Raw genomic sequence first — 18742 nt, forward strand, 5'->3', positions numbered from 1 at the left:
ACCGATTTGCGTAAACGCACTAAATCTAAGGCACACCCTGAATCTCTTGTTTTTTTGCAAGAGATTTTTTTATTGCCCAAATTTAGCTCTTTGAGAATTTCTCAGATTAAGGCCACTAGCAATCAACTTAAAAGCTATTTGGTCTTTCTTTCTGAAAAATTCTCATTTTCGTTTTATTTAAAGGCTCTTTTTAGGCCAGCGTAAACCTAATATGCTGAATAAGAACTAAAAACCAGTCGTTAATTTCGAATGACTTCAAAAATATTAGATCAGAATAACTAACCTAAGAAATATTTGGTTTTTACCCGTACTTTAATCAAGAAAAGAGGAATTGATATGGTTACCGAAATTCTCGTCTCCATTTTAAACATGAACCACTTACTCCCCAGTCTCATCGCCCAATATGGTGGTTTAGTATACGGCGGCCTATTCATCATTATTTTCGTTGAGACTGGGCTAGTAGTTTTCCCGTTTTTACCTGGTGATTCATTACTTTTTCTCAGTGGCTCAATTGCGGCGATGACGGCACATTCATTAAACCACATCACTTTAATTATCTTACTTTCAATTGCAGCCATTGCCGGTGATAGTCTGAACTTTGAAATCGGTCACCACTTTGGTCAACATCTGACCAAGCCAAAATGGCAGAGGTGGATTAAGCCAAAATATTTAAAGGAAGCAGGACAATTTTTCCATAATCACGGTAACAGTGCCATCTTTTTAGGCCGTTTCATGCCGGTAATTCGCACCCTTATTCCGTTTACGGCTGGTGTTAGTAAAATGCACTACCGCAAATTTATTCTTTTCAATGTTTTAGGCGGTATCGCCTGGGTTAGCGTTGCAGTTCTGGCCGGATACTTCTTCGGCAACATTACGATCGTTAAAACACATTTTGAGTTAATTATGCTAGCAATCATTGTAATCTCACTTCTACCAGCAATTTTAATAAGTTTAAAAAGAAAATCTAAAGGGACTGATGTAAATGCATAAAAATAAAAATTGGCTGACCGTTGGGATCGTCGCTTTCATTCTCTTTTTAGGCCTAACAGCTGAAACTTGAAAGCTAATAATCACGCCAAAGGCGTGTGGTTATTGGCTTTTTTGGCAAAAAAATAAACGCAAGCTCTCCTGCGTTGTATACTTTAGTCGACCAAAACCAAGATACAAAGGAGACTTACGTCATGAATATTATAAGACAAAAAAATACAGAAAACGAGCTTCACAATATTGTTCATCAATTTACTTCCCTCATTGGTCTATCTAAACTCACCAAGTTGGTGAATTATCGCCGGCATTCAGAAATCAGCTTGATGAAGGTCATTGAATGGCTGCTCACGACAAAGTTCCTGGGACGCTCGCTTTATCGAGCCCATGAAACACCTAACTTTACCAGTCGCACCGTCAGAAATAATTTGAACGATGGCCGGATCAATTGGCAACGCTTGATTTGTCAAGTTGGGAGTCATTTAATCAAGCATTTACGACCGTTTATTGACCGCCGGCGGCGGTTAGCATTGATCATTGACGATACACTCTTTTCCCGTGAGTACGCCACCCAAACCGAATTACTAGCGCGAGTCTTTGACCATGACAAACAGTTATATATTAAGGGATACCGGGCTTTAACTTTGGGTTGGAGTGACGCCAATACATTCTTACCGATCAACTTTGCATTAATGTCTTCCAAGAAGCCACAAAACGTCCTTGGAAAATCAGCTAAAACAACCGATCAACGAACAATTGCTGGCCGGAGACGTCGCCAAGCACAGCAAAAAATGAACCTCGTTTCATTGCAACTTGTCAAGCAAGCCCTCGCAAATGGCGTTCTAGCTGACTATGTGTTATTTGATAGCTGGTATAGCTCACCAAAAATGTTCTATGAATTAACCAAGTTGGGATTAAACGGCGTGGGCATGCTTAAACGGTCCAGCAAAATTTACTATCAATATCGCGGACGGCAATATTCAGTTAAAGCATTATACAAGCGACTGCAGGCCTCAAAATATCAACCCAAGCAAGCTTATCAATACAGCTGCTTTGTCGAAGCGCACGTCGGGAACCAAAAATTCAAGCTTCGCTTGGTATTTGTGGCTAATCGGGCCCGTCAAGATGACTACCTAGTACTGGCAACGACTCAGTTAGGCCTTCAGCCACAAGAGATCATTCAACTATACGCCCGAAGATGGCAAATTGAGAATTACTTTAAAGTTGCCAAGCAATACTTGCGGCTCGACAAATCACAAGTTCAAAATTATGACGGGCTTTGTGGGCATTTAGCAATTGTCATGATGACTTATGACCTATTAGCTTGGCAGGAACGGCAAAATCAGGATGATCGCACCATTGGGGATTTATTCTTTATAATGAACGAAGCCATGCCAGATATTGAGTTGTCTCAAGCACTGGTATGGCTTCTAAATTCGTTAAAAACGATTATTAATCATGAAGTTTATGCAAGAAGAGCCCAAATTATTCAGATGATGAATCAGTTCTTCACATTTTTGCCGAAACGGTTAGTTTCGCTGTTAACAGCAAGCTAAATGGTTAAATTAATTAAAATATGCCCTGTGATACCAAGGGATCAGTCTGTCTTCATACTTTCAAGTTTCAGCCTAACAGTAGCTGTTCACTTGGAACCATTCTGGTTAACAAACTTTGATACGAACATTCAACAATTACTAGCCGGCCTAGTAAATCCAACCCGCACGCAAATTTTTTCCACCCTAGCCTTTTTTGGCAGTCCTGCAGTAGATGTCGTTTTAACACTCTTACTTGCCGGTGCCTTTTGGATAAGGCGTGATTGGCTCATTGCTGTTTGGATCGCACTAGCGCAATTAGGCGGTGACGCAGTTACGTTCGTAGTTAAAGAGTTGGTCCGCCGCCCACGACCACTAGGACAGCTAATCAAGGATACCGGCTTTGGCTATCCCAGCGGTCACACGTTTAGTACGGCTATTTTAGTATTAACGATCCTTTTTATTATTGTGCCCTTACTGGAAGACCAAGAAGTCCAACTCCTAGTCTCGTTACTAGCAATTGTTTGGTTTGGCGTAGTTGCCTTTTCCCGAGTCTACTTACGGGATCATTTTCCAAGCGACGTCCTGGCCAGCCTATTACTAGCAATCGCTTGGTGGGAAGTAGCTCGCGTGGCGTATATTTATTATCTTGAATCCGACTTTAAATTTTTAAAAACTAACCTGATGAAAGGGGAAAATTAAAATGGAAAAACTAACAATCGTTGTTCCCGCATTTAATGAGGAAGAAGTACTGCCTTCAACAATTAAACGGCTACTTCAAGTCGAGAACGATCTAATAAAAGATTTACTGTTTGATCAAAAATCAGATATTTTAATTGTCGATGATGGCTCAACTGATAAAACCTGGGACATTATTAAAACAGAACACCAAAATAATGATCGCGTTGCCGGAATTAAATTTAGTCGTAATTTTGGCCACCAAAATGCCCTAATTGCAGGCATGCAGACAGCCGTTAAGACGGCCGCAGTTATCGTCACAATTGATGCAGACTTACAAGATGATCCAACAGCCATCGCAAAAATGGCCGCTAAGTTTGCTAACGGAACGGATATTGTCTATGGTGTTCGGAATAATCGGGCCACTGACACGTGGTTTAAACGCAATACTGCACTAATGTTTTATAAAACGCTTAATCTATTAGGGGTTAAATTGATTCAAAATCACGCCGACTTCCGCCTAATGTCCAAACGGGCTATTCAAACACTTTTACAGTACAAGGAACGTAATTTGTTTATTCGTGGAATTATTCCTATGTTGGGCTTTAAAACCGATAAAGTTTATTACAAACGAACGCCAAGATTGGCCGGTGAATCAAAGTATCCACTTAAAAAGATGATTGCCTTTGCTTGGGACGGACTAACTTCCTTTTCAATTGCGCCAGTCCGCGCTATTTTATTACTTGGTGTGCTGGCAAGTTCATTAGGCGTCATCGCCCTATTTTATTCTGTAATTACTAAATGGTTGGGTTTGACTGTGCACGGTTGGTCATCATTAATGATTTCAATTTGGATTTTAGGTGGTCTACAAATGTTTAGCCTTGGCATTATTGGCGAGTACATCGGTAAATTAACGACCGAATCTAAACAACGACCGCGCTTTACAATTGAAACAACGATCGGAGAATAGCTATGGCAAAGAAACTTAATCTAATGAAATTATTCCCACTACTCTTGGCCAGTGGTTTATTAATTGGTATTATTTCAAATATTGTTTATCCCCAAAACATTAAGTTAAGTAGTCTCGTTATCATTATTGGTGCAATACTTTGGTACATCTGGCCTTATTTTAAAATAAAAACGAATCAATTGAATAAAACAACTGTTAGCTGGACTCTTGGTATTGGGCTTACGTTGATATTTATTATTCAACTCATTATTTTACGTTACCTGCCAGTAACGATTTACCACGATCCCTTTAGAGTGCTCTATCAAGCGGAACATTTAAGCCAGGGCCAACATGTCTGGAGTTCTTCAACTTATTTTTGGCGCTATCCTAACAACGTGCCGTTGGCCTTTTTACTATCACAATGGTTCAAACTGACGCTAATTTTTCACCTATCAACCAACACCGCCTTACATTTATTATCTTTGGGCCTGCTTGATGGTTTTATTCTAGTGGCCTTAACCAGTATTCGCCGCCTTAGTCAGCAAAATAGTAGCACACTCGCTGCCTTACTTTTTTTCTTGATTAGTCCGTTTGCCTACACCTATTATTTACAAGTGTTTTACTCAGATCTACCAATCCTATTTTGTTTAATTCTCTGTTTTACGATTTTGGCTCAATGGAATAAACTCTCTAAAAAAAGTAAAGTGTTCAATGGTATTTTGTTGTTCCTATTGATCTTGCTTGGACAACTGCTTAAACCCAACTTAATTGTTTTCGCAGTTGCAATCGCCATTTTACTAATTGCCCTATTTCTAGAGGATCGTAAGACATTGCTTAAGTATTTATTGCCTTTAATGGTTATACTACTTGGCTTTGCGGCAACCGTACCAGCCAGAATGGCCATTACCCGTACCGTTGATTTTACAAATAATTCTAAATACCAATTACCAACAACTCATTGGATTTGGATGAGCTACAATCCAAAGGGTAACGGAACTTACGTTGGTGCTGACGTCAAAAAAATGACACAATTGCCAACTAAGACAGCGCGCCAAAATTATACAAAACGAGCATTACCTAAGCGAATTGAAACTTTAGGTGTCCGTGGCGTTGTTAAACGGTGGCTTTTAAAGGCCGGGATTTTATTAAATGTCAGTCATATTCAACGATCCTACAGTGGTGGCTATATTGAAGCACCCGCAATCTACCAAAAGTACGAAGTTCAACTAAGCCTGCTGGGTTCTTTACTAATGCGCGTTGGTTTCATTTCTATTTATGGCTTGGCCTTTATAAAATATTTAGCCTTAATTACTAAAAGAAACTATGAAGTAAAATCTATCAGAGATTTAGCAATTGTGTTGGCTGTTGGCTATTTAGCCTTTCACGTATTAATTTGGGAAGCAGAAAGTAGGTACGGTCAGCCACTTTTACCATTACTACTTTTAATTAATGCCTTTACGGCTCAGGAAACAGAACCTAATTTAGCCATTTACCACCAAAAAAATCGTAATTTATTTTTTGGCGGTGTACTTCTAATCACTGCTTTTATTTTCGCGACGGAAACTAAACCGCTGATAACCGGCAAACCAATGATTGTAGCCGGACAGCGAAGTCAACTTTCACTGCAATATAAAGCAAAACCAACCTTGATTCAGCAAAACACAACAATCGCGCAAAGAATCACCCTTAATCATACTGCTACTAAGCTATCAATTTCAGTACCACACCAGACACACTTAGAGGCAAAGCTTGTATCAATTGACCGGCATAAGCGTTATTCCCTAAATCACGTGGCAACAACTTTTGGTATTAAGCAGAAATTATTGCCCGGGAAATATGAAATTGTTTTAAAAAACACCTTGCCTTCTCCACAAAAAGTAGAATTGGTAAGAACTCAAAGTTATAAATTGGCGCCACACCCACTTTTAATTAACAATCAGCCTTTCAAAGATAGTTCTTTAATTTATCAATTTACAACACCAATTCATAACTAGTGTGGTTAAAAATACAGTAGAATCACAATTTACGTCATCTTTTTTCGAAAATAAAAAAGCAATATCTTACTTGTGAGGTGTAAAAATGAAGAAAATCAAATTAATTTACGCTCGCTACGCAAATCTCACCAACTATTTATTTTTCGGCGGCCTAACAACATTGATCAATATTATTGTTTTTACAACTTTAAATCATTTTACAGGCCTTAATTATCAACTAGCTAACGTTATTGCGTGGTTTTTATCCGTTCTTTTTGCTTATATAACTAATAAACGCTGGGTTTTTAATTCGAAAACAAACACTAATACAGCGCTAGTACGCGAACTTGGTAGTTTTTTCTTTTTCCGAATTCTGTCGCTTTTGCTAGATGTCAGTATGATGTGGCTTGGTATTTCAATTTTGAAGGGCAATCCTTTGTTAGTTAAAGTCATTGATAATATTGTTATTATTGCTGCCAACTACGTATTTACCTGAATTATTCACCATAAGTTCTCCAAGTACAGTGTCACCCCGGTATCATGGGCGGTACTGTGTTTTTTATTTTTCACCTTTTTAGTGCAGAAAAAGAACCTCCGATTTGGTATAGTTGATTCACCACAAGTCAGCTATCCACCCAAAGAAAGAGGTCCTTCTCATGGCAACTTTACCGGGAAAACGAGTTAATTTCAATCCTAAATTACATATTTCGCACACTGGTGGTGAACTTTCCACTGATGCTGGGCTAGTGTTGGTCAAAGAATTAATGGCGCAACTCAATTTCACGACCTTAGCGTATCAATTAGTCCATTTTGATGACCAGCGCCATTACGCTCGTTACAGCAACGTTAGTCTACTAGAACAGGTCGTGCTGCAGTTGATCGCCGGTTACCCGGCCGATCTAGCTGCCACCAGTTTGCGCAATGACCCCACATTTAAATTACTATTGGCACAACCGCAATTGGCCTCACAACCGTCATTATCCCGTTTTTGGCAACGCTGTGACGAGCAGACCATCACCTCATTACAAACGTTGAATCAAGCATTGCTTGACCAAGCGTGGACTGGCGCCAAGCAACAACAGCTGATCCTCGATATTGACTCGACTCACGCCGATACTCATGGTCATCAGGAAAAAACGGCCTTTAATGCGCATTACGGTACCACGGGTTACCATCCGCTGGTCGCTTTTGACGGGCAAACGGGCCACTGTTTAAAGGCTCAATTGCGCCCAGGTAATGTTTATACCAGTACGGATATTGCCCCCTTTATCACACCACTACTACAGCACTATCATCAAGTCAAACCGAACGCTGATATCTTGGTCCGCGGGGATAGTGGCTTTGCGACTCCAGAATTATACGAAACTTGTGAAGCCAACGACACTTTTTACTTGATCCGCCTGAAAGCCAATCGGCGGCTGAACCAACTGGCTGAACGTTTTGTTCAGATCAGTGATGAGCAGAATTGGACTGAGACCGAGGTCCATTATTATCGCGCGTCTTATCAAGCCCGATCATGGTCTAAGCCGCGCCAGATCTATATTAAATCAACTCGACCAGCTGGTGAATTGTTATTTCAACATGAATACCTCGTGTCCAATTTAACGAGTTTTGTCGCCGAAGATGCATTTCACGCCTATCACCAACGGGGTCAAATGGAAAACTATATCAAGGAAGCCAAGGCTGGCTTTTACCTGGATAAAATGACTAGCTCGCAATTTATACCAAATTATGCCCGCATGATGCTCAGTGTCCTCGCTTATAATTTAGTCAGCTTGATGCGCCAATTGTTGCCTGTACAACATCAGCGATTACAGGTTACAACCTTGCGCTTATGGCTGTTTAAAGTAGCGGGTAAGCTGGTGACCAGCGGCCGGCAACTTTATCTAAAATTAAGCCGCCACCACGTCTATCAGGATTTGTTTTATCAACTGTTAGCTCGAATCCAAGCGCTACAGTGGGGCTAAACTGGTGCAAAAAATCAAAAAAAGTCGGTTCGGCCAAGGGGCAAGTATGCTCAAAATTGAGGATCAAAAATTTATCCAGCCCCATAATTTGGTAGCCTTTAGCAAAAACAGTACATCTTGGTTTGACTACGCCATAGCAGCACGAGAATTGGTCCAAAATTGTGCGGTATGCCGATATTAAACCTCGTATGAATAATTCGGGTATTTAGTAAGTTATTTATCTTTAAACCAGGAAAAAGCGTATTAACGAAATAATTTAGATTAGCACGTGTCTCGTTTAGATTCTAAGGCGTGTTGGGAAAAGCACTAGGTTCCAAGCGTTACCGATGATGTCGATCGGACTAAGATGAATCAAAACCCGAATCGCAGTCTAGATCGTTAAGTTGAAACATGGCAAGCACAGGAAACTGTTTTTTTAAACACGATCTACCTTGTCCCTTTAGCTACTACTGCGCAATATAATTTCAAGGCATATCCTAATTATCGATAACGTCATTAACTATTTAATTTCGGGTATAAAAAGAGCAGGATTAGATTGAATAATTGGCCAACTTTATTGACCGATTTTTCAAACCTACCTGCTCTTTTTTTGTTTCACGTGAAACGCTCTTCGAACTAAAAGTAGTAATAACAACATTAAACCGCCAATCAAACTAAATGTTTGGTGCTTCAGCCAATCAATAATAAAACCGAAAATAAAATTACCAACTGGGTGTAAAGCATCAACTGATAAGAACCAAATAGCGAAAACACGACCTAAATAATTTACTGATGTTTCGTTTTGAACAAGGGTAATCATTTGAACGCCTAAACGTGACATGAAAAAGCCATAAACAGTTGCTGCCGCCAACAATACCCAATAATGGACAAAAAGACCGCTTAAAATCAGCAAACAACTGAAAGTAATTACGTCGCGGTACACACTATTCATGTGCAGTACACGTTTTTGCCCCGCCAGACTCAAACCACCAACTAAGCCGCCAATGGCCATTAGGCTTAGCGCGTAACTATAAAGTTTTTCGTTGCCACCAAAGTAATGATTAACTTCATAGGGCATTAATAAATTGAGCGCGGCATAAAAAATATTCAGTAACCCATCAACAACAATCATCTGAACCAAAACAGTGTGTTGTAAGCAATAATTAATGCCATCACGTAAACTAGTCAATATTGATAATTGTTTGTGCTGTGAGCCTCGAAAGTGATAACGCAGCATCAACCCCAAAAATAAAGATAGTAAAAATGACCCAGCATTAATAACCAAAAAAGCACGAAAATTTAACCATTTGAAAGTTAACAAAACACCACCCAACAATGGTGCAAAGATATCAGCAAAATTAAAAGCAGTGTTAATCCAAGCATTAAAGCGCGTTAGGTTACTCTGTTTAATAAGCTCGGGAATAATTGCCTTCGCGGCCGGAAAATTGAAAGCTAACCCAATATCGAGAATACTAGTTAATAAAATAAGCTGGTAAAAAACGGGGTGGCGAATATCAATGAGCAGCGCCAAAATAAGGCAGGCGATAGCACTAATTAAATCCGATAAAATCATGACCCACTTGCGATTATAATTGTCTACTAATGGTCCGGCAAAAAGGTCCCCTAAAACTAAAACTAATCCCCCAATTCCCTGAACAATGCCAAGCTGCGCGGCGGCACCAGTTGCCTTTACAATAAACCAATTTAAACCAAAGATATAAAGTCCATCGCCGAGACGTGAAATAAAGGGGCTTAAAAATAGCGGCCAACTAAAACGCTTTTTATTAATTTCTTGCAAAAGTTTCCCTCCTTCACTGGGACTGTTCTACTACTAGCATTCTTCCACCTAAAATGAGCACCTTCAAAAATATAATTCTTTTACGCCACAAAAAAGCGTTTATTAGGCAGCCGAGTTAGCTATCTAATAAACGCTACTTACTTTACTAGTTTACCACGATAATCAGTTCTTAAAAGAATGAATTGGTGCTGGAATATGGCCGCCACGACCAATAAAATCAGCCGAAGAAGCTGGATTAACGGCCATGACGGGTGACGTTCCTAGCAGACCGCCAAATTCGACTTGGTCACCTACTTTTTTACCTTTAGCAGGAATCACGCGAACGGCCGTTGTTTTGTTATTAATCATCCCGATTGCGGCCTCATCCGCAATCATAGCAGCAATTGTTGTGGCCGGCGTATCACCCGGAATTGCGATCATATCTAAGCCAACCGAACAAACGGCCGTCATTGCCTCTAATTTTTCCAAATTTAGCGATCCGCTGCGGACACCGGCAATCATCCCTTCGTCTTCAGACACTGGAATAAAGGCCCCGGATAATCCACCAACTTGATTACAGGCCATAACACCACCTTTTTTCACTGCATCATTCAACAACGCTAAGGCCGCCGTTGTTCCGTGGGTACCAACTTGCTCCAAACCCATTTCCTCTAGAATACGAGCAACCGAGTCCCCCACTTTTGGCGTTGGTGCTAATGATAAATCAACAATCCCAAATGGTACCTGAAGCTGTTCTGAGGCCAATTTACCAACCATTTGGCCAACCCGGGTAATTTTAAAGGCCGTCTTTTTGACAGTTTCGGCAACAACGTCAAAAGGTTGCCCTTTAACTTTTTCCAAGGCCCGTTTAACGACACCAGGACCACTAATGCCAACATTAATCACAACATCTGCCTCACCGACACCATGGAATGCACCCGCCATAAACGGATTGTCTTCAACTGCGTTCGCAAAAACAACCAACTTGGCCGGACCCAAAGTTGATTTGGCCGCCGTTTGTTTAACTATTTCACCCATGTCCCGAACAGCATCCATATTAATTCCGGCTTTACTAGAGCCAACATTAACTGATGAGCAAACATAGTCCGTCACGGCAAGCGCCTCAGGAATAGAATTAATCAGAATTCGATCACCTTTTTGATAGCCCTTTTGCGCCAAGGCTGTAAAACCACCAATAAAATTAACCCCGACAGCTCGTGCCGCCTTATCCAATACTTGAGCAAATTTAACGTAATCCGTATCCGGTGTTGCGGCCGCAATAATACTAATTGGAGTGACTGAAATTCGCTTATGAATAATTGGAATACCGTATTCTGTTTCAATCGTTTCTGCAATTTTTACCAGATCTTTTGCTTTCGTTGTTACCTTGTTATAAATCTTAGTGCACGCACGATCACTGTCAGCATCAATACAATCCAGCAACGAAATGCCCATCGTAATCGTTCGAATATCTAAGTTTTCTTCGTCAATCATTCGCATTGTCTCTAATATTTGGTTAGTTTGCATGGCCTGCTCCCTTCTCTAAATTTCATGCATTGCAGTAAAAATATCTTCGCGTTGAATTCGGATCTGAACTCCCAAAGTTTCACCAACACTATTGAGACTTTCTTTAATTCCCGCAAAGTCCGCTTTTTCCGGAAGATCACACATCATCATCATCGTAAAATTTTCTTGCATAATCGTCTGCGTTACATCCACAATATTTACCTGCAAGGCCGCCAATTTTTGGCTGACCCCCGCAATAATTCCGACTCGATCTTTACCAATTACCGTTAATACAGCACGCATTATCATCCACTCACTTTCTTATAGTTATTAAATTACAATTACATTAATCTTTTTATCATTATTTTATAATGTAACAAAAATTCAAAGAAAAAACTATCTTTCTGGCCAATTTTACTTAATTTTCATGAAAATGACTGTTATTTAGATAAAGCGGCCAACCAGTTTTATTACTTTTAATCCCATAGAAAAATAGGAACCGTGGTAAGAAGTGTTCTTTACCATAGCTCCTATTTATTTTTCTAAATATTTTATTTGCTTAGCTGTAACTATCTTTTTAATCTTCGTTCTTTTCAGAAATTGTTTTAAATAAATGATCAATGGGTTGATCAGCGTGAATTAAACTAATCGCCTTACCAATCAAAGTACCAACGGATAGTTCCACTAATTTAGGGAATTGTTTACCTTCAGGAATTTGAACCGAATCGGTCACGATAACTTTCTTTAAAGCCGAGGCCTGTAATTTTTGCGTTGCGTGATCGGAAAAAACGGCATGAGTAGCAGCCGCATAAATATCCTTAGCCCCACCATTCTTCAAAGCCTCAACAGAAGTTGTCACTCGACTACCAGTATCGATCATATCATCAACAATGATGGCCGTCTTACCCTTAACGTCCCCGATAATTTCTAAATTTTCGGTTTGCTCAGCCTTTGAGTAGCGCCGATCAATAATTGCAATTGGTGCGCCACCAAGTAGCGTTCCCATTTGGCGAGCACGTGCAACGCTGCTGTGATCAGGCGAAACAATGACAACGTCCTCAGTTAAGTTGTGCTGAATGAAATAATTGGCAAGTAATGGCGCTGCTTGTAAATGATCCACCGGAATATCGAAGAATCCTTGTAACTGTGCTGCGTGTAAATCTAAAGCAATGATCCGCGTTGCACCGTCCATCTCTAACATATTGGCAACTAACTTGGCCGTAATTGGCTCCCGGGCACGTGCTTTACGATCCTGCCGGGAATAACCATAGTAAGGAATGACAACGTTAATAAGCTTAGCACTGGCACGTCGTAGCGCATCAATCATAATCATCAATTCCATCAAACTTTGATTAATTGGATCAGAAACTGATTGAATAACGAAAACTTCATCACCACGAATACTTTCTTCCAAATTAACTTGAATTTCACCATCACTAAATTGATTGACTGATGCCTTACCTAGTGAGACACCGACTTCCTTCGCGATCTTCTCCGCTAATGGTTTATTAGCATTAAGCGTGATCAACTTTAACTTTGGGTCAAAGTATTCTTCTGACATGAGCAACCTCCATTTTAGGTTTTTTGCTTTCATAGAAATAGTAAGCATTTTCTTGCTTAAAAGCAAGTCATTCAGGAATTTTCAAGAAACTTTCAAGAATTATTTTTATAATCCTAGTATCGGAAGTGTTTGGAAAAGCGTTCAGGTTCTACTCAGTAATTGCGGATTATTACTGGCTCGCTGACGATCAGACTAGGATAAACCAAAATTCAAATTGCAGCCTAGAGCACTAATAATCTTGATGCTACGAATGTTATCTATTCTTGTAGCAAAGAGCGCCAAGTTGAAGTATGGCAAGCACGAGGGCCTGCTTTCCCAAACACAACCTAGGAAAAGCACTTAAATTTTTACTATCAGACTATATTAATAATGCTTTGACTCAATTATGAGCTTAACTCACTCTATTTTGCAAGCGCTATCTTAGCCCATAATTAAACTGGCCACGGTCCCTTTGTTTTCAAGACCCAACCAACCAAAGCTATTGCAATTAAAATTAAACCTAGAGCTAGACCGTACGAAAAATGCATTCCGACCATAAAATACGCTGGATGGCCTACTGGGTAAGTTGTTAGCTTATACCCCGCCTTCATGCTCATTCCGGCGTAAAGACTCGTCGTAGCGACGCTTAATCCAATAGTCATCCCGATATTACGCGCCAATGCTGCCAGGCTACCAGCAACTCCTTGATACGCTTGTGGTGCACTGGCCATAATCATTGGATTGTTTTGAAACATACCATTTCCAATCCCCAAAAATAAAATAACGATAAAGACTAAACCAACGGCCCAGGTAATTTGGATTAGCTGGAAGTAGACGAGCGGTATGACAAAAATAAATAACGCGAAAAATGAAATTAAGACAGCTCCGTATTTATCCGTTAAATAACCACCAATTGGTGCTGCAATAACGTTGGCCAACGGAATACCCATTAATAATAAGCCTGCTGCCTTGGGGGCCATATTTAGCGTTCGTTCTAAATAAAAAGGCATAATAACGTTAGAAAAATAGCCAACGATGTAAACGAGCATGGCACTTATTAGACCAATCGTAAAATTAGCCTTTCGAAATACTTTTAATTGAATAATTGGGTTAGCCACATGCCGCTCGGTCCAAATAAAACTAACCAGTAATCCAATTGCCACCGCAAGTAATAGAAGACTAATTGGATTAGTGAATCCCACAACTTGGGCATAAAAAATCATTCCAAAGAATAAAATAATCATTATTGCGTACAAACCAAAGCCCTGCCAGTCAACCGAAATATCAGTCCAAACAATGGTTTCATGCTTAAAAATGGCCCAATCAAGTACGAATACAGCAACGCCAATTGGCAGGTTAATGAAAAATATCCAGTGCCAATTTAAATACGACAAAATAATCCCGCCAACCCCAGGACCAGCAACGTTGCCAACTTGTAATACTAAACTATTTAATCCGAAAGCACGCCCCTGCATATTTTTTGGAAAAATAGCAGTAATAATACCAAAGTTGGTTGCCATCGTCATGCTGGCTCCAAAAGCCTGGATAACTCGACCAATCAGAAGCCAAATTAAGCTCGAGCTAAAACCAGAAATTGCTGACCCAAGAATGAAAATTAGTGTCCCAACCTGAAAAATATTCACGCGGCCAATCTGATCAGATAATTTACCCCAAAAAAGTAACAAGACACAGATTGTCACTAAATAAACTGATGCAACCCATTCCACGACGTTCATCGGAATATGTAATGTTGCCGCAATATCTGGCATCGCAATATTAACAACACTAGCATCTAAAGTTCCCATAAACGAAACTAAACTTGTTCCAAAAAGTAATAGCCATTCAGTATGTTTCTTCACTAAGCTCAAGTCCTGTACTTAGCAATCAAGCGCGCTTAATTATGCGCTTGATTACACCAATTTTTCTATCTCATAAGTTGATCATAATTTATGTACCATTTTCGGTAAAGCGTCTCAATAATCTGACACGTTTGAATTGTGATTTCCGGCGTCATTATTGGACTCACCAATTCCCCTTTTTGTAAACAGGTTGCGACGTGGTCAACTTCAAAACTAAATTCACTTTGTTGCTTAACAGCTAACCTTTTAGTGGGTTGATCATTTAGCGTAACAAATGCATGATCCGTTTTCCAAAAATTAGGAATAATAATTTTACCTTTTGTACCATGAATAACCATCTGACTAGCCAGGTCAAACGTACTGGTTATAAAAATACTGGCCAAAGTCGAGTCAAAACTTATCAGCGCGCTGGCCTGACGATCACTTTCATTACCAACGTGAATACTTTGCCCCGTTACACCAGTGATACCAGCGGAACCGAGCAAAACCTGAAGATAATCTAGTGGGTAAGCGGCGCTGCCATAAAAAGCGCCACCGCCACTGGCCAGATCATTAAACCAAGGAATGGTAGCTGCACCGGCGTGGCTACTCTGGGAATCAAGATAGTGAATCTTACCTAATTTACCAGAAGTCACTAGTGCCTTAACTTGCTGTGTAATTGGCAAAAAAGCTGCCTTTTGTGCTTCCATCAAAAAAACGTGTTTCTGTGCGGCCAATTTAAATAACGACCTGGCCTGGTCAGCAAACAGCGTGAATGGTTTTTCTAACAGTACATTTTTACCATTTTCCAACGCTAATTTGGCACCGTTAAAATGCGCACGATTGTACAGCGGAATATAAATCACGTCAATTTCAGGTGCCGCACATAATGTTTGGTAATCCGGATAAACCGTTGCAATTTGCCAGTCATTTGCCATTTTCTGCGCTCGTTTTTCATTTCGCGCCGCAATCGCAACAACTTTACTTGATTTACTAGCAGCAACACCAGCAATGAAGCGCGGTACAATTGATGCTGCCCCCATAATGCCATAATGTAATGTCATTTAAACCTCCTTAGAGCGTGTCTGAAAAGTGTTCAGGAAGCTGCTTTTTTCAAACACGACTACAGCTAATCTAGTAATCATAGTGTGGCTATTAGGTTAGCCCACGTTATGCAGTGAACCCAAACCAACTGTTGTTCCACTCCCATCGCAACCATTAGACTTATCTTAGCACGCTTTTTTAGTAAAGCGACATCCATTAAACGTCTAAATAGAAAAAAACCGCTACATGCGGAATTCTCCTGCAATAGCGGCTTTTTTTCTATTTAGAATTATCTTTTTTAATGTAAATAACCGATGAGTTAGGTACACGAATCATTGAAAAGGTTGTTGCTTTGCGCCCAGCTCGAATACCCAATCCATTCATAAAATTCGACTTATAAGTTGCCGTCATTGTTGCAACAAAAGTCCGCTCAGTTTTCTTTTCCTGCTTAGCCAACTCATCATGCTTCCATGGATAATTACCAGCACTAACATTCATGGGGTGTGCACCTGAAACAATCGTTGCGTTGTTACTTGAAATTTGGTAACGAGCCCCATCAACCCAATAAGTGTAATATTGCGTTGGTTGCTTACCGTTGCCATTTTCAACCTTAACATCGTAAAAGCGACCGTTAATAGAAGACATCACTAATGGCTTATACTTATAACTTAAACTGATTTCCTGTTTATCAGTCAAATCAACATTTCTAAAGAATGTTGCGTAACTCGCTAACCATAGACCAGCAAAAGCAATGACAATCAACAAGCCAGACAGTAAGAATCCTGGCCAATAAAAGCCCTTTTCTCCGGCAACAATCCGCTTTAAACGGCGCACACGGATATTATGAAATGTAAAGAAGATAAAGATTAAGACAATAAGCCAAAAGGCAATCCCAATGTAGTTAACAGCGTCCAAAACGTTTCCTCCGTTTTCCTTTAAAATCTGTGACGTCCAGTTAAACTTGCAAGTTTAATCGGCCACCATTTTTCCTTAAATCTATGATCAATAGCCGGCCACACGGATCTAGAAAATGATGGCTTAGCAAACTCAAGGCTATTATTCTAACTTCCATCATAATTCTTTTAATTTAAAGATCACGTTCAGATTGATTAAATCGCTTATTTTCTGAATCGAAAATTCCTTATAATCAGTTTACAACATTCACTTCAATTTGCCACGCGATTTTATGCCTAAACCAGGAAACGTAATAATTTTCTGTTAACTTATTTTGTTGCCGTGACTAATTGCCGCTTTAAATTAATAATTTCCAAAATACTAGTTGCAACATCACTACCTTTATTACCTGACTTAGCTCCTGAACGTTGAATAGCCTGCTCAACATTCTCCGTTGTCAATACACCGAAGACAATCGGTGTTTTCCCATTTAAAGCTAAACTACCAATTCCTTTAGATACTTCGTTACAAACATAGTCATAATGACTAGTTTCGCCGCGAATGACAGCGCCAAGCGTAATAATGCCATCGTACTTACCGGACGCATCCAATAGTTTGGCAATCGCCGGAATTTCAAATGCACCTGGAACCCAAATAGTATCAATATCCGTGGCTGCTACTTCGTGCCGTCCCAAAACGTCCAGTGCGCCACCTAATAATTTACTCGTTACAAATTCATTAAAACGTGCAACAACAATTGCAATTTTGACATCTTTTGAAGTTAAGTTACCTGAATAAATAGTCATTTTTAATTTCCTCCTAAAATACTCATTTATTTTATTGTGCTAAATGTAAAATGTGGTGAAATTTGGCTTGCTTGGTCTTTAAATAGTTAATATTTTCTGGACGAGGTTTAACCTCAACTGGTACTCGCTCCACAACTTCAATTCCGTATTTCTCTAAGGCCGCCACTTTAGCGGGATTGTTAGTCATCAGGCGAACTCGTGTAATTTTTTGGACGTGAAGAATGGCTGCCGCCAATCCGTACTCTCGTTCATCTGGCGCAAAACCAAGCTCAATATTCGCGTCATAAGTATCATAGCCAGACTCCTGTAACTTATAAGCGTGCAATTTATTTAGTAATCCAATTCCCCGCCCTTCTTGGCGTAAATACAATAAAGCACCGTTCCCAGCGCGCTGAATTTGTGCCATTGAAGCGTGGAGTTGTTCACCACAATCGCAGCGTTCTGAACCAAAAATATCACCAGTAAAACATTCCGAATGCAGCCGTAATAGCACTGGCTGCATTGTATCCAGTTTACCTTTAGTCAGAAATAATTGAACTTGGCTATCCTTTTCGGATGTATAGCCCGTTAAATCAAATTCACCGTAACGTGTTGGCAATTTGACCTTTTCAGCCGCCGTCACAACGGATTGGTTCAAACTATAACGATAGGCGGTCAACTCTTCAATTGTGATCAAGGTCAGACCTAACTGCTGGGACAACTTCTCTAATTGCGGTAAGCGCGCCATTGTTCCGTCAGGATTAAGTGTTTCACAAATGTAGGCAACTGGCTCAACCCCAGCAATTTGGGCTAAATCAACGGCGGCCTCTGTGTGCCCGCGTCGACTTAAAACCCCGCCCGCCTTAGCAACGAGTGGAAAAACGTGACCCGGATGTTCAAAAGCATCAGGCCGTGCCGTCGGATCACTGAGAGCCTTAATTGTAGTTGCGCGATCAAACGCTGAAATACCAGTGCTTGTCGTCTTATGATCTGTACTAACCGTAAACGCCGTACCGTAAGTTTCAGTATTATGCTGCGTCATTGGCTCAAGTTGTAACCGTTTAGCAACCGTGGCCGTCATCGGTGCGCAAACAAGTCCCCGGCCATGAGTAACCATTGTGTTCAACGTTGCCCCAGTAGCAAATTGTGCTAAACCAACAAAATCTCCTTCGGCTTCTCGATTACGATCATCAGCAACTAAAATCAACTTACCATTTTTTAAATCAGTAATTGCTTGTTCTATTTTTTCATTATCCATTACTTTCACCTCAGTTTAATTGTTAAAAACTAATCGTT

16 protein-coding genes are annotated in these 18742 nt (G+C 40.1%); 7 read left to right on the plus strand and 9 right to left on the minus strand.

What is annotated here, in order from left to right:
• The first annotated feature begins 336 nt into the window (after positions 1-336).
• The 7 genes from AYR53_RS02815 to AYR53_RS02845 all read left to right on the plus strand — a co-directional run bounded on the left by AYR53_RS02815 (position 337) and on the right by AYR53_RS02845 (position 8083).
• Positions 337-990, plus strand: coding sequence for a VTT domain-containing protein (locus AYR53_RS02815; protein ID WP_082918554.1), 654 nt, complete (start codon positions 337-339; stop codon positions 988-990).
• 191 nt (positions 991-1181) lie between these two features.
• Entirely contained in the window at positions 1182-2540 is a 1359-nt protein-coding gene (locus AYR53_RS02820; RefSeq protein ID WP_056973869.1) for an IS4 family transposase, read from the plus strand.
• A gap of 90 nt (positions 2541-2630) precedes the next feature.
• Positions 2631-3218: a phosphatase PAP2 family protein gene (locus AYR53_RS02825; RefSeq protein WP_068225953.1), complete on the plus strand. Its 588-nt coding sequence runs from the start codon at positions 2631-2633 to the stop codon at positions 3216-3218.
• A gap of 1 nt (position 3219) precedes the next feature.
• A complete protein-coding gene (locus AYR53_RS02830; protein ID WP_068225952.1) occupies positions 3220-4164 on the plus strand; it encodes a glycosyltransferase family 2 protein in 945 nt (314 codons plus the stop codon).
• Between the two features lie 2 nt (positions 4165-4166).
• Positions 4167-6137 (plus strand): hypothetical protein, encoded by a 1971-nt coding sequence (locus AYR53_RS02835; RefSeq protein ID WP_082918553.1) that lies wholly within the window; start codon positions 4167-4169, stop codon positions 6135-6137.
• Between the two features lie 85 nt (positions 6138-6222).
• Positions 6223-6612: a GtrA family protein gene (locus AYR53_RS02840; RefSeq protein ID WP_068477238.1), complete on the plus strand. Its 390-nt coding sequence runs from the start codon at positions 6223-6225 to the stop codon at positions 6610-6612.
• 160 nt (positions 6613-6772) lie between these two features.
• On the plus strand, positions 6773-8083 hold the full coding sequence (locus AYR53_RS02845) for an IS1380 family transposase (protein ID WP_068279064.1): 1311 nt from the start codon (positions 6773-6775) through the stop codon (positions 8081-8083).
• Positions 8084-8657: 574 nt separating this feature from the next.
• Here the strand turns inward: AYR53_RS02845 and AYR53_RS02850 are convergent.
• From AYR53_RS02850 to AYR53_RS02890, 9 genes are all read right to left on the minus strand, one after another.
• The gene (locus AYR53_RS02850; protein ID WP_082920425.1) at positions 8658-9860 is read right to left on the minus strand and encodes an MFS transporter; all 1203 of its coding nucleotides are present in this window, start codon (positions 9858-9860) and stop codon (positions 8658-8660) included.
• Between the two features lie 162 nt (positions 9861-10022).
• Entirely contained in the window at positions 10023-11366 is a 1344-nt protein-coding gene (locus tag AYR53_RS02855; RefSeq protein ID WP_068225950.1) for a PFL family protein, read from the minus strand.
• 15 nt (positions 11367-11381) lie between these two features.
• Complete coding sequence (locus AYR53_RS02860) at positions 11382-11648, minus strand: ACT domain-containing protein (protein ID WP_068226280.1); 267 nt, start codon at positions 11646-11648, stop codon at positions 11382-11384.
• 274 nt (positions 11649-11922) lie between these two features.
• On the minus strand, positions 11923-12906 hold the full coding sequence (locus AYR53_RS02865; protein ID WP_068225949.1) for a ribose-phosphate diphosphokinase: 984 nt from the start codon (positions 12904-12906) through the stop codon (positions 11923-11925).
• 431 nt (positions 12907-13337) lie between these two features.
• Positions 13338-14753, minus strand: coding sequence for an MFS transporter (locus tag AYR53_RS02870; protein WP_416361154.1), 1416 nt, complete (start codon positions 14751-14753; stop codon positions 13338-13340).
• A 56-nt stretch (positions 14754-14809) separates the two neighbouring features.
• On the minus strand, positions 14810-15787 hold the full coding sequence (locus AYR53_RS02875) for a Gfo/Idh/MocA family protein (protein WP_068225947.1): 978 nt from the start codon (positions 15785-15787) through the stop codon (positions 14810-14812).
• 259 nt (positions 15788-16046) lie between these two features.
• A complete protein-coding gene (locus tag AYR53_RS02880) occupies positions 16047-16682 on the minus strand; it encodes an LVIS_2131 family protein (protein WP_068225946.1) in 636 nt (211 codons plus the stop codon).
• 308 nt (positions 16683-16990) lie between these two features.
• Positions 16991-17467, minus strand: a complete 477-nt coding sequence (ribH, locus tag AYR53_RS02885; protein WP_068225945.1) for a 6,7-dimethyl-8-ribityllumazine synthase — start codon at positions 17465-17467, stop codon at positions 16991-16993.
• 31 nt (positions 17468-17498) lie between these two features.
• Positions 17499-18704: a bifunctional 3,4-dihydroxy-2-butanone-4-phosphate synthase/GTP cyclohydrolase II gene (locus AYR53_RS02890; RefSeq protein WP_068225944.1), complete on the minus strand. Its 1206-nt coding sequence runs from the start codon at positions 18702-18704 to the stop codon at positions 17499-17501.
• Positions 18705-18742 lie beyond the last annotated feature (38 nt).

It is taken from the genome of Loigolactobacillus backii (assembly GCF_001663675.1).
Taxonomy (GTDB): domain Bacteria; phylum Bacillota; class Bacilli; order Lactobacillales; family Lactobacillaceae; genus Loigolactobacillus; species Loigolactobacillus backii.

What these genes read in the sequence shown, in the direction of transcription:
- AYR53_RS02890 (WP_068225944.1), bottom strand. Translation starts at nt 18,704, where the DNA reads ATGGATAATGAAAAAATAGAACAAGCAATTACTGATTTAAAAAATGGT.
- AYR53_RS02835 (WP_082918553.1), top strand. Translation starts at nt 4,167, where the DNA reads ATGGCAAAGAAACTTAATCTAATGAAATTATTCCCACTACTCTTGGCC.
- AYR53_RS02830 (WP_068225952.1), top strand. Translation starts at nt 3,220, where the DNA reads ATGGAAAAACTAACAATCGTTGTTCCCGCATTTAATGAGGAAGAAGTA.
- ribH (WP_068225945.1), bottom strand. Translation starts at nt 17,467, where the DNA reads ATGACTATTTATTCAGGTAACTTAACTTCAAAAGATGTCAAAATTGCA.
- AYR53_RS02815 (WP_082918554.1), top strand. Translation starts at nt 337, where the DNA reads ATGGTTACCGAAATTCTCGTCTCCATTTTAAACATGAACCACTTACTC.
- AYR53_RS02845 (WP_068279064.1), top strand. Translation starts at nt 6,773, where the DNA reads ATGGCAACTTTACCGGGAAAACGAGTTAATTTCAATCCTAAATTACAT.
- AYR53_RS02865 (WP_068225949.1), bottom strand. Translation starts at nt 12,906, where the DNA reads ATGTCAGAAGAATACTTTGACCCAAAGTTAAAGTTGATCACGCTTAAT.
- AYR53_RS02860 (WP_068226280.1), bottom strand. Translation starts at nt 11,648, where the DNA reads ATGCGTGCTGTATTAACGGTAATTGGTAAAGATCGAGTCGGAATTATT.
- AYR53_RS02855 (WP_068225950.1), bottom strand. Translation starts at nt 11,366, where the DNA reads ATGCAAACTAACCAAATATTAGAGACAATGCGAATGATTGACGAAGAA.
- AYR53_RS02840 (WP_068477238.1), top strand. Translation starts at nt 6,223, where the DNA reads ATGAAGAAAATCAAATTAATTTACGCTCGCTACGCAAATCTCACCAAC.
- AYR53_RS02875 (WP_068225947.1), bottom strand. Translation starts at nt 15,787, where the DNA reads ATGACATTACATTATGGCATTATGGGGGCAGCATCAATTGTACCGCGC.
- AYR53_RS02820 (WP_056973869.1), top strand. Translation starts at nt 1,182, where the DNA reads ATGAATATTATAAGACAAAAAAATACAGAAAACGAGCTTCACAATATT.